Raw genomic sequence first — 13,855 nt, forward strand, 5'->3', positions numbered from 1 at the left:
GACCCTGTGGGAGCGAGCCTGCTCGCGATAGCTGCCTGACATTCGGCTTTGCAGTGACTGAACAACCGCTATCGCGAGCAGGCTCGCTCCCACAGGGTTTTGGTGTTACTTCGGAGTTATCCGGTAAACGGAATGCTCTCCACCACCTCCAGGTCGTACCCCGTCAAACCGGCATACTTGAGCGGCGGCCCCAGGTGGCGCAGTTTGCCGACGCCCAGGTCCTGGAGGATCTGCGCCCCGGTCCCGACCTCCGAATAGATGCGTGATTGGGAGCGGCTGAACTGGCGTGGTGGCTGGGTGAGTTGCGGCACGCGCTCGAGCAGTGCCTGGGAGGATTCGTGGTTGGCCAGCACGACCACTACGCCGCAACCTTCTTCGGCGACCCGTTGCAGGGCCGCCCAGAGCGTCCAGTTGGACGGGCCGTTGTATTCGGCGCCCACCAGGTCCCGTAGCGGGTCGATGACATGGACCCGCACCAGGGTCGGCGCTTCCCGGCGAATGTTGCCCATGACCATCGCCATGTGTACGCCGCCCTCGATGCGGTCCTCAAAGGTGAACAGCCGGAAGGTGCCGTGCACGGTGGGCAGTTCCCGTTCACCGATGCGTACCACGGTGTGTTCGGTGCTCAGGCGATAATGGATCAGGTCGGCGATGGTGCCGATCTTGATCCCGTGTTTGCGGGCGAACACTTCGAGGTCCGGGCGGCGGGCCATGGTTCCGTCATCGTTCATCACTTCGACGATCACCGACGCCGGTGTGAATCCGGCCAGGCGCGCCAGGTCGCAACCGGCTTCGGTATGCCCGGCACGGGTCAGGACGCCACCTTCCCGGGCGCGCAACGGAAAGATATGCCCCGGCTGCACGATGTCGCTGGGACCGGCATCGGCGGCGACGGCCGCGGCCACGGTGCGCGCCCGGTCGGCGGCAGAAATGCCGGTGGTCACGCCGGTGGCGGCCTCGATGGACACGGTGAACGCTGTGCTGAACACGCTGCCATTGCTCGGCACCATCTGTTCCAGTCCCAGGCGCTGGCAGTGTTCGTCGGTCAAGGTCAGGCAGATCAACCCGCGAGCTTCCCGGGCCATGAAACTGATGGCTTGGGCGCTGCAGCAATCGGCGGCCAGCAGCAGGTCGCCTTCGTTTTCCCGGTCTTCGTCGTCCACCAGCAACACCATCTTGCCCTGGCGGTAGTCTTCGATGATTTCTTGAATACTGTTAAAGGCCATGTAGGGCTCTCTTGTTCGATGGGATGCATGATGGAAACCGCTTGTGGTATACCATAATACAAATTAACGCGAGAGGTCACTATGAAGGCGTACTGGATTGCTCATGTGGATGTCACCGACGCTGATCAATATAGCCAATACACCCAACGGGCTCCGGCGGCATTTGCCTTGTACGGCGGTCGGATGCTGGCCCGGGGCGGGCGTAGCGAGGCGATGGAAGGCAGGGCCACGCCGCAGCGTAGCGTGGTGATCGAATTCGATTCCTACGAGCAGGCGCTGGCCTGTTATCACTCGCCGCAATACCAGGAGGCCAAGCACCACCGCAAGGATGTGGCCCGGGCCGAAGTGATCATCGTCGAGGGTGTACCGACCCCGTAAGCGCGGGTGTTGGGTCACTCACTTGTGGGAGCGAGCCTGCTCGCGACAGCGGTGCTCCAGTCGCTGCAATGTCGAATGATAGGCCGCCATCGCGAGCAGGCTCGCTCCCACAATGGATTTTTGGTGTGCGCAGGGTTTGTGTACGGCATCGAACCCTGTGGGAGCGAGCCTGCTCGCGATAGCGGTGGCACATTCAACGCGGATGCAGGCAGGCCTGGCGTCTTCGCGGGCAAGCCCGCTCCCACAGTGGATTTGTGGTGTGTGCAGGGTCTGTGTACGGCATCGAACCCTGTGGGAGCGAGCCTGCTCGCGATAGCGGTGGCACATTCAACGCGGATGCAGGCAGGCCTGGCGTCTTCGCGAGCAAGCCCGCTCCCACAATGGATTTTTGGTGTGCGCAGGGTTTGTGTACGGCATTGAATCCTGTGGGAGCGAGCCTGCTCGCGATAGCGGTGGCACATTCAACGCGGATGCAGGCAGGCCTGGCGTCTTCGCGGGCAAGCCCGCTCTCACAAAGGGGTCAGCGGATGAAGTGGATCTTGCCGCTGTCGTCGTTGCCGATGTAGATGCCATAGACCCCGGCCTGGCGCTCCTCGATGTAACGTTCGAGGATCTGGCGGATGGCCGGGTAGTAGATGCTGTCCCAGGGAATGTCCTCCGGGGCGAAGAACTGGCAGGCGAGGGTTTCCGGGCCGAACTGGCCGGTGATCTCCAGCGCGATGGCACGGAAGATGATGTACACCTCGCTGATCTTCGGCACGCTGAAGATCGAGTAGGGCGAGACGATCTCCGCGCGTACGCCGGTTTCTTCCCAGACTTCCCGCAGCGCCGCCTGCTCGGTGGTTTCGTTGCCTTCCATGAATCCGGCCGGCAGGGTCCAGGTGCCTGGACGTGGGGGGATGGCGCGCTGGCACAACAGGTATTTATCGTCCTGCTCGATGATGCAGCCGGCAATGATCTTCGGGTTGACGTAGTGGATGTAGCCGCAGCCGCCACACATCAGCCGCTCATGGGTATCGCCCGCCGGCAGGCGTTGACTCAGGTCGCTGCCGCCACACTTTGGACAAAAGCTCGGGCTGAACATGTCAGTGTCCTATACGGGGTTCTTTCAGGGCGATGGGGGCCGTGATTTCTGGAATGGCGCCGGTCTCTTCCTGCTTGCGCTTGAGGTACTCCAGCGCAACCTTGGCCGCGGCTCGTACGTGGTCCACCGAAGCCTGGTGGGCGGCCAGCGGATCGCCACTCTTGATGGCCTCGACGATGCGTTCCATTTCCTGGTTGCTGGCGCCGCGGCGGTTTTCCTGGGACACCGAAGTGGCCCGCAGGTAGCTGATGCGCGCCTGCAACTGGCGCAGTTGGGTCGCGGCCACATGGTTGCCGGAGCCTTCGAGCAGCACGTCGTAGAAACCCTGCACCGAATCCAGCACCTGTTGCAGCTCGCCGTCCTTGAGGGCCTCGCGGTTTTCCTTCAGGGCCTTTTCGAGGGCTTTGATGTCCTTGGCGCTGGCGCGCAGGGTGAACAGCTGGACGATCAGCCCTTCGAGCACGCAACGCAGCTCATAGATGTCACCGGCATCGCTCAGGGTGATGATCGCTACCCGTGGGCCCTTGGCATCGGCGAACTCCACCAGGCCTTCGGACTCCAGGTGACGCAAGGCTTCGCGCACTGACGTGCGGCTCACGCCCAGGCGATCGCACAGATCGCGCTCGACCAGACGATCTCCCGGCAGGAGCTGGAAGTTCATGATGGCGCTACGCAGCTTATCCAGCACGATCTCGCGCAGGGTGACGGGGTTTCGATTGACCTTGAAGCTGTCGTCGAGTGGCAGGCGTTTCATGGGCGTTGCTCTTTAGGTGGCTGTCCATGCAAAAAGAGCACGTCGATCACCATGACGTGCTCTTTGCGAAAACAGCCAAGGTTAACTGGAGGCCTCGGCATCGGCTTCAGCGAAGGCTTCGCGGGCGAGCCGGAAACTGTCGACGGCCGCGGGTACGCCGCAATAAATACCGACCTGAAGCAGGATTTCGCGTATTTGTTCACGACTCAAGCCGTTGCGCAAGGCACCGCGTACATGCAGCTTGAGTTCGTGAGGTCGATTGAGGGCTGAAATCATGGCCAAGTTTATCATGCTGCGTTCCTTGAGCGACAAACCCTCACGGCCCCAGACGTGACCCCAACAGTATTCGGTGACCATCTCCTGCAATGGCCGGGTGAAGTCGTCGGCGTTTTCGATGGAGCGCTTCACATAGGCTTCGCCCAGCACCTGGGTGCGGATCTGTAGGCCTTTTTCATATTTCTCGTTGCTCATTTCGATTGTCTCCCGTGGGGCTTAGAGCCCGCCCATCAGGGTGTATTTGAGTTCAAGGTAGTCCTCGATGCCATACTTGGAGCCTTCGCGTCCCAGGCCCGACGTCTTGACGCCGCCGAACGGCGCCACCTCGGTTGAAATCAGCCCTTCGTTGATGCCGACCATGCCGTATTCCAACGCCTCGCTCATGCGCCAGGCCCGGCCCAGATCGCGGGTGTAGCAATAGGCGGCGAGCCCGGAATCGGTGTCGTTGGCCATCTGCACGGCCTGGGCCTCGTCGTCGAAGCGAAAGACCGCCGCCAGTGGGCCGAACGTTTCTTCCCAGGCGACTTTCATCTGCGTCGTGACGCCGACCAGTACTGTCGGCTGGAAGAACCCGTGCCCCAAGGCATGGCGCTCGCCGCCACAGATCAACCGGGCACCGTGGGCGAGGGCGTCCTGCACGTGGTCCTCGACCTTGGCGACGGCCCGCTCATTGATCAGCGGGCCCTGGCTGACGCCGGCCTCGAAACCGCTGCCGACCTTCAATTGCAACACGCGCTCGGACAGGCGTGTGACAAACGCATCATGAATGCCGTCCTGCACCAGGAAGCGATTGACACAGACGCAGGTCTGTCCGGCATTGCGGAACTTGGCGATCAGTGCACCCTCCACCGCGCGCTCCAGGTCGGCATCGTCGAAGACGATGAAGGGAGCGTTGCCGCCCAGTTCCAGCGAGACCTTCTTCAAGGTTGGCGCGCACTGGGCCATCAGCAATTTGCCAATGGCCGTGGAGCCGGTGAACGACAGCTTGCGTACCAACGGGCTGCCTGTCAGTTCACCGCCGATGGCCACAGCGTCGCCGGTCACCACGTTGAAGATCCCCGCTGGAATCCCGGCCTGTTCCGCCAGGGCCGCCATGGCCAAGGCCGAGAAGGGCGTTTCCGGTGCGGGCTTGACGATGCAGGGACAGCCTGCGGCCAGGGCGGGGCCGGCCTTGCGAGTGATCATCGCCGCCGGGAAGTTCCACGGGGTGATGGCCGCGACGACACCGATGGGCTCCTTGCTCACCACGATCCGGGCATCGCCTTTGTGGCTGGGGATGGTGTCGCCGTAGATACGTTTCGCTTCTTCGGCGAACCATTCGATGAAGCTGGCGGCGTAGAGGATTTCGCCCTTGGCTTCGGTCAATGGCTTGCCTTGTTCGAGGGTGAGGATTTCTGCCAGTGCATCGGCGTTTTCAAGCATCAGCCCGTGCCAACGCTTGAGGATCTGGCTGCGCTCCTTGGCGATCAGCCCGCGCCAGGCCGGCCAGGCCTTGTTGGCGGCGGCGATGGCCTGGCGGGCCTGTTCGGCGCCCAGGTTTGGCACCCGGCCGATCAACTCGCCAGTGGCCGGATTGAAGATCTCCTGGCAGGCGCCATCGGGTGCTTCCAGCCATTGGCCGTCGATGTAGGCCTGCTGGCGGAACAGTTGCGAGGCTGCTGGACTCATGCCGGCTCCTGAAATAAAGATGGAAAATGACGCCTGGCGCTACCTTGTGGCGAGGGGATTCATCCCCGCTGGGCTGCGCAGCAGCCCTAAAACAGACAGCTCCGTGCGTCATGTCAGTGAAGTTGCCTATATTGGGGCCGCTGCGCGCCCCAGCGGGGCGGTGCGACGTTTCGCTAAATCCCCTCGCCACAACGGTGTTCAGCTCAGGTTCTCCTTGCGCCGTTCAGGCCAGGGTGGGCAAGGCGCCCAACTTGCCCTTGTGGTAGATCATCGGCGTGACCGGCTGCTCGGGCAGGACCAGGTGCTTGACCGCGCCGACGATGATCGCGTGGTCGCCACCGTCGTATTCGCGCCACAGTTCGCACTCGATGATCGCCGTGGCCTTGGCGAGGATCGGGTTGCCAAGGTCGCTCAGGTGCCAGTCGATGCCCTTGGCCTTGTCCTTGCCTTTACCGGCGAAGGCGTAGGCTTCGGCAGTCTGGTCGGCGGACAGCAGGTGAATCGCGAACTGCTTGCTGTCCCGCAGGATCGGGTAGGTGTCGGAAGCGTAGTTGGGGCAGAACAGGACCAGCGCCGGGTCGATCGACAGTGCGCTGAACGCACTGGCGGTGATGCCGACGATGTTCCCTTCAGGGTCCAGGGTGGTGACCACCGTGACGCCGGAGGGGAACGAGCCCATGACTTCTTTGTAAATGCCGGGTTCGATCATGGCGGCAGTCTCCTAGCGCATCACGAAGGGGTCAGGCATCGGTGCCTGAGAAAGGTTGATCCACACCGTTTTCAGTTCGGTATAGGCCAGCACCGAATCGATGCCGCTTTCACGTCCGTAGCCGCTGTTCTTGAAGCCCCCGATGGGCGCCATGGCCGAGACAGCACGGTAGGTGTTGACCCAGATGATGCCCGAACGCACGTCCCGGGCCAGGCGATGAGCGCGGCCGAGGTCGCGGGTCCAGATACCGGCGGCGAGGCCGAACTGCGAGTCGTTGGCGATGGCCAGGGCTTCGGCTTCGTCCTTGAAACGAATCACCGAGGCCACCGGGCCGAAGACTTCTTCCTGCATGATCTTCATCGAATTGCGGTCGCATTCGAACAGGGTCGGTTCATAGAACCAGCCTTCGCCCAGGTTCTGCGGACGCTTGCCACCGAGGCGCAGCCGCGCACCCTCGGCAATGGCATCGGCCACCAGGCCTTCGACCACCGCCAGTTGCTGGGCGGTGGCCATCGGGCCCATTTCGCTGCTGTCGTCTTGCGGGCTGCCGATGCGGATGCGCTTGGCGCGCTCTTCCAGGCGCGAAACGAATTCGTCGTAGATGTCGTCCTGCACCAACAACCGCGAGCCGGACACGCAGCTCTGGCCCGACGCCGCGTAGATCCCGGCAATCGCACCGTTGACGGCGCTGTCGAGGTCAGCGTCGGCGAAGATGATGTTGGGCGACTTGCCCCCAGTTCCAGGGACAGCTTGGCAAAGTTTTCCGCGCTGCTGCGCACCACATGGCGAGCCGTGGCGGCGCCGCCGGTGAAGGCGATCTTGCGCACCAGCGGATGGCGGGTGAGGGCGGCGCCGGTGCTGGGACCGTAACCGGTCACGACGTTGACCACGCCTGCTGGAAAGCCGGCCTCCAGCGCAAGGCGCGCCAGCTCCAGGATGGTCGCCGAGGCGTGCTCGGACGGCTTGATCACGATGGTGTTGCCGGCCGCCAGTGCAGGGGCAAGCTTGATCGCGGTCAGGTACAGGGGGCTGTTCCAGGGAATGATTGCCGCCACCACGCCCATGGCTTCATGCACGGTGTAGGCAAACATGTCCGGCTTGTCGAGGGGCAGGGTGCCGCCTTCGAGTTTGTCGGCCAGGCCCGCGGTGTAGTGGAAAAACTCTGGCAGATAGCCGACCTGGCCGCGGGTTTCGCGGATCAGCTTGCCATTGTCGCGGCTTTCCAACTGAGCCAGTTGTTCCTTGTTCTCGGCGATCAGGTCACCGAGACGGCGCAGCAACTTGCCACGGGCGGTCGCGGTCAGGCCACGCCAGGCAGGGCTTTCGAACGCCATTTGCGCAGCCTGGACGGCGCGTTCGACATCGGCTTCGCCAGCATCGGGCAGTTCGGCCCAGGCTTGGGCCAGGGCCGGGTTCAGGCTTTCGAAGGTCTTGCCCGACAGCGCATCGACCCATTCACCGCCGATGCACATCTGGAAACGTGCGAGCGTCATGCGACGATCCCCTTTATTGGATGTTGTTGGGAGTACGCCTTGTCCAGGAACTCCAGCAGCAACTGGTTGACCAGGCGTGGTGATTCTACCGGCATCATATGCCGCTGTTCGGCGAGTACGGCAACGGCCGCACCGGGAATGCGCGCGGCCAGTTGTTCGGCCATTTCGGGGGTTGAACCCGGGTCCAGTTCGCCAGTGGCGATCAGCGTCGGTGCCTGGATGCTGCCCAGGTCATCGGCGCGGTACATGTCCTGGGTGGCGAACAGTTCGTAAGTGGTCAGGTAACCCTGGGGATCGTTCTTCGCCAAGGTCTGGCGCAGCGCAGCGATCTGTGCCGGGTTGGCCGCTTGATATTCGCGGCTGAACCAGCGCGACAGTGCCGCTTCGGCGTTGGCATCCGGACCATGCTCGGCCGCCTGGGCGGTACGGGCGATGACCCCGGCACGTTGCTCGGGGCTGCGGTTGAACACACTGTTGAGTACCACTAGGCCGTGCAGGCGTTGCGGGTAATGGAGGGCGAAAGCGCGCGCCACCAACCCGCCCATGGAGAAACCGATCACCGTGGCCTGGGGCAGTTGCAGGTGGTCGAGCAGTTCCAGCAACTGGTCGGCGTAGCCGAGCAGACCGGTGCCACTGGCGGGACGCGGGCTGGCGCCATGGCCAAGCATGTCATAGGCAATCACGCGGTACTTCGAGGCCAGGCCAACGACCTGGCCACCCCACATTTCTTTGTTCAGGCCGACGCCGTGGATCAAGACCACGGGCTGGCCTTGGCCGGTCGCCAGGTAACTGGTGCCTGCCGGGGTGAGTTCAGCGGTGGGCCGAATCATGGAGCGCTCCTGCATACCTTTTCTTGTTGTGGGGGCCGGGCTGGATCACTGCGCCTTTTCGGCGGCCAGTTCTTCCAGATCGATGTAGCGGTTGCCGATGCGTGGATGCAGACGACCGCCATCGGCGCAACCCAGCACCACGACGATTTCGTCGGCGCGCGGTGCGTCTTCGATTTGCATTTCCAGGGTGATGTAGTGCGAGCGCAGGCCTTCGTCGTCCTTGTGCATCATTGGGATCTGGATCGAGGTGCCAGGGCCGCCGCGCTTGTTGGTGAAGCTCAGGTAGCTCTTGGCCTTGACCGCTTCGCGGTAGTGGTTGCCGAAGCGCAAGGTATGGATCACGGCGGAAGCATGCTCGATTTCACCGTCGGCGCCGACGACGGCGGCCTTGCCGTAGGCTTCGATTTTCTCGGCGCCGCCGATGATGCCCACCAGGCGCTCGACCATCAGTGCACCAAGGTCGGAACAGTTGGCGCGGATTTCCGGCTTCAGGTCTTCGACGAAACCACGGCCCAGCCAAGGGTTTTTCATGACCACCGCCAGCCCGACCATGGTCACCGGCTTATCAGTGACCTTGCCACCTTCGATAAAGGTTTCTTCGACATAGCTGACGATCTTGCGAATTTCGAAACTCATGAGCTGCTCCGTAGACGGGTAAAAGGTGTCTGTGCGTATGATGGTATACCATAATACTGCTGGCGCAAGTACCTCCGTTGAGTTTGTTCGCGAGGAGACGACAGAAGGCCAGCCTTTGGGGCTAATGCCAGTCAGTTAAGGATCAAACGGCGCAACGCCTGTGGGAACAAAGCTTGCTCCCACGGGTTTGTGGCTTCACTGACTGGCATGCGAGGCCAGGCTCCGGTATCGCAAGTGAGTACAAATTTCCCCATTTCAGGGCAGCTGATGACAGTTACGTGATTCGTTGCACCGATTCGACTCGTTCCGCTACGCGCTGCCGCAAGCCGAAATAATCGTTTCAGCCCTAGAGCGGCTTTTCAGTCGCCAGAACGAAAATAAATTTCGCTTTAGCGTACGTTTACGCCGGTTTTTCCAGTTGTATGCGTATATACCGTGCGTAGGCACAGCCTTTGCTATGGTTCCTGGGGGGAGGCCATCGCACCGACGGCTTTATCAAGCGGAGACATTCATGGCGCGGATCTAACCGGCGGCGCACGTCATCCAGACGCAAAGGCCACAGCAGAGACGGATGTCTATCGAGGTGCTCAGAGAAAACAGGGCTCATTAACGCAAGGCAAGGCCGGACCATTGGAATGACGAAGTAATAAGAAATGCCGTGTAGAACGCGGCTGGGAGTTGGCTATGCCCCGAGCTTTTTTTGATGAAATGTATGATGCCAAGGGTGACTGCCGCCCGCATTACCAAGCCTTCGCACGTTGGCTGGCGGACACGCCGGGCGAACTGCTCGATCAGCGCCGACGCGAAGCCGACCTGCTGTTCCATCGAGCGGGGATCACCTTCACCCTGTACGGGGACGAGCAGGGCACCGAGCGGTTGATACCCTTCGACATCATTCCCCGCAGCATCAAGGCCAGTGAATGGCAAAAGGTCGAGCAGGGCTGCATACAGCGGGTCCAGGCGCTGAACATGTTCCTGGACGACATCTATCACCAACAGCGCATCCTCAAGGAAGGCATCATTCCCGCCGAGCAGGTGCTGGCCAACGAGGGTTACCAGATTGCGATGCAGGGCTTGAACCTGCATCGGGGCATTTACGCCCATATTGCCGGCGTCGACCTGGTTCGTGACGGTGACGGCAGTTACTACGTGCTGGAGGACAATCTGCGCACGCCCAGCGGTGTCAGCTACATGCTCGAAGACCGCAAGATGATGATGCGCCTGTTCCCCGAACTCTTCGCTGCCCAGCGTGTGGCGCCCATCGATCATTACCCGAACCTGCTGCTCGACACCCTCAAGAGCTCGAGTCCGCTGGATAACCCCACCGCGGTGGTCCTGACCCCCGGTCGCTTCAACAGTGCCTACTTCGAACATGCGTTCCTGGCTCGGGAAATGGGTGTGGAACTGGTGGAGGGCGCCGATCTGTTCGTGCGCGACGACCATGTCTACATGCGCACGACCGCTGGTCCCCAGCAGGTGGATGTGATCTACCGGCGTCTCGACGATGCCTATCTCGATCCGCTGTCGTTCAATCCCGATTCGATGTTGGGTGTGCCAGGCCTGATCGCCGTCTACCGTGCGGGCAATGTGGTGCTGGCGAACGCGGTCGGTACCGGCGTCGCCGATGACAAGTCGATCTACCCCTACGTCGATGAGATGATTCGTTTCTACCTCACCGAAGAACCGATCCTGAAGAATGTCCCTACCTGGCAATGCCGCAAGCCTCAGGAACTGTCCCATGTGCTGGCGAACCTGCCCGATCTGGTGGTCAAGGAAACCCAGGGCTCCGGCGGCTACGGCATGCTGGTGGGGCCGGCGGCCACCGCGGCGGAAATCGAAGACTTCCGTGCACGACTCAAGGCCCGTCCCGAGGCCTACATCGCTCAACCGACCCTGAGCCTGTCCACTTGCCCGACCTTTGTCGAAAGTGGCATCGCGCCGCGTCATATCGACCTGCGGCCGTTTGTGCTCTCGGGCAAGGAGACCCGCCTCGTGCCGGGTGGCCTGACCCGCGTGGCGCTTCGCGAGGGCTCGCTGGTGGTGAATTCGTCCCAGGGCGGTGGTACCAAGGACACTTGGGTAGTGGAGGATTAAGACATGCTTTCAAGAACCGCTTCGGACCTCTACTGGATGTCCCGCTACCTGGAGCGCGCCGAGAACCTGGCGCGCATGCTCGAAGTCAGTTACTCGCTGTCGCTGATGCCCCAGGCCGGGCGCAGCGACGGCCATGCCGAGCTGGCGATGTCGCTGCTGGCGGCCGGTACGCTGGACGACTACAACACCCGTTATGGCGAGCTCAACAGCGAACACATGCTGCATTTCTTCGCCCTGGATGACACCAACCCCGGCAGCATCTACAGCTGCCTGCGGGCGGCGCGGACCAATGCCCATGCGGTGCGTGGGCGCATCACCGCCGACATGTGGGAAAACATCAACGCCACCTGGCTGGAGATGCGCAACATCGCCAGCAATGGCCTGGGCCGCTACGGCATCAGTCATTTCTGCGAATGGGTCAAGGAGCGTTCGCATCTGTTTCGCGGGGCGACGTCGGGCACCATCATGCGCAACGATGCCTACTGTTTCATTCGCCTGGGGACGTTCATCGAGCGGGCGGACAACACCTTGCGCCTGTTGGATGCACGCTACGAAATGTTTGGCGAAGAGTCGGAAGAGGTCAGCGACAATTCGGCGCGCGGCTACTACCAGTGGAGTGCCTTGCTACGGGCGCTGTCGTCGTTCGAGGCGTTCAACGAGATCTACCGTAATGCGCCGAATGCCGAGCAGGTTTCGGAGATGTTGCTGCTGCGTGCCGACGTCCCGCGTTCGTTGCATGCCTGCATCGAGGAGCTCGATCAGATCCTCGCCAGCCTGCCAGGCCACAACGGCCGTCCGGCCCAGCGCCTGGCCGCGGAGCTGAATGCGCGCCTGCGTTATTCCGGGATCGACGAGATCCTGGCATCGGGCCTGCACCTTTGGCTGACCGACCTCATCGACCAGATCCGTCATCTGGGCCAGACCGTTCACGAGTCCTATCTGGAGGTCGTATGAAACTGTCCATACGCCACGACACCACCTACCGCTATGCCGATGAAGTCTGCACCAGCATCCAGTTCCTGCGTTTGACTCCGAGGGACAGCCAGCGCCAGCGCGTCCTGCAATGGCATCTGGAGTTACCTCGTCTGGTGCGCAGCCAGCTCGACCCCTACGGTAACATCCTGCACGTGATGACCATGGACGAGCCCCATGGCGCCTTGGTACTGACCGCTTATGGCGAAGTGGAAATCCATCAGGCGGTGGAGATGGAGCCGGACTCGCAGTCGCCGCTGCCGTTCCTGCGCACGAGCCGTCTGACCCAGGCGGATGACGCGCTCAGCGCCTTTGCCATGGAGCAATGTGCGGGGCGGCGCGATCGGGCTGCACTGGTCGATCTGATGGAGGGCCTCGCGGCGCGCATGCCCTATAGCCCGGGCACGACCGCTGTCAGCAGCACAGCCGCCGAGGCGTTTGCCGGCGGTGCGGGCGTCTGCCAGGATCATACCCATGCCTTCCTGGCCTGCGCGCGCAGCCTCGGTATTCCGGCGCGCTATGTCTCCGGTTATTTGTACACCGAAGATGAAACGCATCTGGCGAGCCATGCCTGGGCCGAAGCCTGGCTGGACAACGGGTGGTACAGCTTCGACGTGACCAACCGCCTGACCCGCCCCGACCGACACCTGAAGCTGGCGGTCGGCCTGGACTACCTCGACGCCTGCCCGGTACGCGGCATGCGCCGGGGCGGCGGGGCAGAGCAGATGCAGGCGCGGGTGCAGGTGAACTCGATGGTGCAGGTGCAACATCAATAAGCGAGACATTCGCTGAAACTGAAGGCCTCATCGTCGGATCGCTGCCCGGGGCAGGCTCCCTCCCACAATGGAAATGGCGTCGGGCGCAAATCCCGCGACCACCCAAATCCCCCGTGGGAGCGAGCCTGCTCGCGATGGCGGCTGCATTCCAACATCCCCGTCATCTGACCCACCGCTATCGCGAGCAGGCTCGCTCCCACAATGGGACTGGCGTCGGACGCAAATCCAGCGACCACCCGAATCCCCCGTGGGAGCGAGCCTGCTCGCGATGACGGCTGCACATCCAACATCTTCGTCATCTGACCCACCGCTATCGTGAGCAGGCTCGCTCCCACAATGGGACTGGCGTCGGGCGCAAATCCCGCGACCACCCGAATCCCCCGTGGGAGCGAGCCTGCTCGCGATGACGGCTGCACATCCAACATCTTCGTCATCTGACCCACCGCTATCGTGAGCAGGCTCGCTCCCACAATGGGACTGGCGTCGGGCGCAAATCCCGCGACCACCCAAATCCCCTGTGGGAGCGAGCCTGCTCGCGATGACGGCTGCACATCCAACATCTTCGTCATCTGACCCACCGCTATCGTGAGCAGGCTCGCTCCCACAATGGGACTGGCGTCGGACGCAAATCCCGCGACCACCCGAATCCCCTGTGGGGGCGAGCCTGCTCGCGATGGCGGCTGCACATCCAACATCTTCGTCATCTGAGCCACCGCTATCGCGAGCAGGCTCGCTCCCACAATGGGACTGGCGTCGGACGCAAATCCCGCGACCACCCAAATCCCCTGTGGGAGCGAGCCTGCTCGCGATGACGGCTGCACATCCAACATCTTCGTAATCTGACCCACCGCTATCGCGAGCAGGCTCGCTCCCACAGTTGGGCACAAATCCAGCGACCACCCGAACCCCTGTGGGAGCCGGGCTTGCCCGCGAAGGCGTTCGTACATTCGCTACCGGAT

12 protein-coding genes and 1 pseudogene are annotated in these 13,855 nt (G+C 62.4%); 4 read left to right on the forward strand and 9 right to left on the reverse strand.

Features of this window, described 5'->3' with window-relative positions:
• Nucleotides 1–116: 116 nt before the first annotated feature.
• A complete protein-coding gene (gene ribBA, locus PCOSP_RS14030; protein ID WP_139645292.1) occupies nucleotides 117–1,226 on the reverse strand; it encodes a bifunctional 3,4-dihydroxy-2-butanone-4-phosphate synthase/GTP cyclohydrolase II in 1,110 nt (369 codons plus the stop codon).
• A gap of 81 nt (nucleotides 1,227–1,307) precedes the next feature.
• On the opposite strand from ribBA, the gene PCOSP_RS14035 reads away from it, so the two are divergent.
• A complete protein-coding gene (locus PCOSP_RS14035; protein WP_139645294.1) occupies nucleotides 1,308–1,604 on the forward strand; it encodes a DUF1330 domain-containing protein in 297 nt (98 codons plus the stop codon).
• Between the two features lie 520 nt (nucleotides 1,605–2,124).
• On the opposite strand, the gene PCOSP_RS14040 is transcribed toward PCOSP_RS14035, so the two are convergent.
• The 8 genes and pseudogenes from PCOSP_RS14040 to PCOSP_RS14075 form a co-directional block, all read right to left on the reverse strand.
• The gene (locus tag PCOSP_RS14040) at nucleotides 2,125–2,688 is read right to left on the reverse strand and encodes an NUDIX hydrolase (protein ID WP_464711775.1); all 564 of its coding nucleotides are present in this window, start codon (nucleotides 2,686–2,688) and stop codon (nucleotides 2,125–2,127) included.
• Nucleotide 2,689: 1 nt separating this feature from the next.
• The gene (locus PCOSP_RS14045) at nucleotides 2,690–3,442 is read right to left on the reverse strand and encodes a GntR family transcriptional regulator (RefSeq protein WP_139645296.1); all 753 of its coding nucleotides are present in this window, start codon (nucleotides 3,440–3,442) and stop codon (nucleotides 2,690–2,692) included.
• A gap of 81 nt (nucleotides 3,443–3,523) precedes the next feature.
• Nucleotides 3,524–3,913, reverse strand: coding sequence for a carboxymuconolactone decarboxylase family protein (locus tag PCOSP_RS14050; RefSeq protein WP_139645298.1), 390 nt, complete (start codon nucleotides 3,911–3,913; stop codon nucleotides 3,524–3,526).
• Between the two features lie 21 nt (nucleotides 3,914–3,934).
• Nucleotides 3,935–5,386, reverse strand: coding sequence for an NAD-dependent succinate-semialdehyde dehydrogenase (locus PCOSP_RS14055; RefSeq protein ID WP_464711777.1), 1,452 nt, complete (start codon nucleotides 5,384–5,386; stop codon nucleotides 3,935–3,937).
• A gap of 223 nt (nucleotides 5,387–5,609) precedes the next feature.
• Nucleotides 5,610–6,095, reverse strand: a complete 486-nt coding sequence (locus PCOSP_RS14060; RefSeq protein WP_464711778.1) for a flavin reductase family protein — start codon at nucleotides 6,093–6,095, stop codon at nucleotides 5,610–5,612.
• 12 nt (nucleotides 6,096–6,107) lie between these two features.
• Nucleotides 6,108–7,588, reverse strand: a pseudogene (locus PCOSP_RS14065) (aldehyde dehydrogenase).
• Complete coding sequence (locus PCOSP_RS14070; protein WP_139645305.1) at nucleotides 7,585–8,418, reverse strand: alpha/beta fold hydrolase; 834 nt, start codon at nucleotides 8,416–8,418, stop codon at nucleotides 7,585–7,587. The pseudogene PCOSP_RS14065 and the gene PCOSP_RS14070 overlap by 4 nt, the downstream one beginning before the upstream one ends.
• A 45-nt stretch (nucleotides 8,419–8,463) precedes the next feature.
• Nucleotides 8,464–9,054, reverse strand: coding sequence for an amino acid synthesis family protein (locus tag PCOSP_RS14075; RefSeq protein WP_041022990.1), 591 nt, complete (start codon nucleotides 9,052–9,054; stop codon nucleotides 8,464–8,466).
• Between the two features lie 684 nt (nucleotides 9,055–9,738).
• Between PCOSP_RS14075 and PCOSP_RS14080 the strand changes: the two genes are divergently transcribed.
• The 3 genes from PCOSP_RS14080 to PCOSP_RS14090 are packed head-to-tail and all read left to right on the forward strand — an operon-like array spanning nucleotide 9,739 to nucleotide 12,896.
• Nucleotides 9,739–11,148, forward strand: coding sequence for a circularly permuted type 2 ATP-grasp protein (locus PCOSP_RS14080; RefSeq protein ID WP_139645306.1), 1,410 nt, complete (start codon nucleotides 9,739–9,741; stop codon nucleotides 11,146–11,148).
• A 3-nt stretch (nucleotides 11,149–11,151) separates the two neighbouring features.
• The gene (locus PCOSP_RS14085; RefSeq protein WP_139645308.1) at nucleotides 11,152–12,102 is read left to right on the forward strand and encodes an alpha-E domain-containing protein; all 951 of its coding nucleotides are present in this window, start codon (nucleotides 11,152–11,154) and stop codon (nucleotides 12,100–12,102) included.
• On the forward strand, nucleotides 12,099–12,896 hold the full coding sequence (locus PCOSP_RS14090) for a transglutaminase family protein (RefSeq protein ID WP_139645310.1): 798 nt from the start codon (nucleotides 12,099–12,101) through the stop codon (nucleotides 12,894–12,896). Before PCOSP_RS14085 ends, PCOSP_RS14090 begins: the two co-directional genes overlap by 4 nt.
• The last annotated feature ends 959 nt before the right edge of the window (nucleotides 12,897–13,855 follow it).

It is taken from the genome of Pseudomonas sp. MAFF 730105 (assembly GCF_055380705.1).

Bases quoted from the DNA above. Each gene is read 5' to 3' on its own strand.
- PCOSP_RS14060 (WP_464711778.1), bottom strand. From the start codon at position 6,095: ATGATCGAACCCGGCATTTACAAAGAAGTCATGGGCTCGTTCCCCTCC.
- PCOSP_RS14085 (WP_139645308.1), top strand. From the start codon at position 11,152: ATGCTTTCAAGAACCGCTTCGGACCTCTACTGGATGTCCCGCTACCTG.
- PCOSP_RS14080 (WP_139645306.1), top strand. From the start codon at position 9,739: ATGCCCCGAGCTTTTTTTGATGAAATGTATGATGCCAAGGGTGACTGC.
- PCOSP_RS14045 (WP_139645296.1), bottom strand. From the start codon at position 3,442: ATGAAACGCCTGCCACTCGACGACAGCTTCAAGGTCAATCGAAACCCC.
- PCOSP_RS14090 (WP_139645310.1), top strand. From the start codon at position 12,099: ATGAAACTGTCCATACGCCACGACACCACCTACCGCTATGCCGATGAA.
- PCOSP_RS14040 (WP_464711775.1), bottom strand. From the start codon at position 2,688: ATGTTCAGCCCGAGCTTTTGTCCAAAGTGTGGCGGCAGCGACCTGAGT.
- PCOSP_RS14055 (WP_464711777.1), bottom strand. From the start codon at position 5,386: ATGAGTCCAGCAGCCTCGCAACTGTTCCGCCAGCAGGCCTACATCGAC.
- PCOSP_RS14075 (WP_041022990.1), bottom strand. From the start codon at position 9,054: ATGAGTTTCGAAATTCGCAAGATCGTCAGCTATGTCGAAGAAACCTTT.
- PCOSP_RS14035 (WP_139645294.1), top strand. From the start codon at position 1,308: ATGAAGGCGTACTGGATTGCTCATGTGGATGTCACCGACGCTGATCAA.
- PCOSP_RS14070 (WP_139645305.1), bottom strand. From the start codon at position 8,418: ATGATTCGGCCCACCGCTGAACTCACCCCGGCAGGCACCAGTTACCTG.
- PCOSP_RS14050 (WP_139645298.1), bottom strand. From the start codon at position 3,913: ATGAGCAACGAGAAATATGAAAAAGGCCTACAGATCCGCACCCAGGTG.
- ribBA (WP_139645292.1), bottom strand. From the start codon at position 1,226: ATGGCCTTTAACAGTATTCAAGAAATCATCGAAGACTACCGCCAGGGC.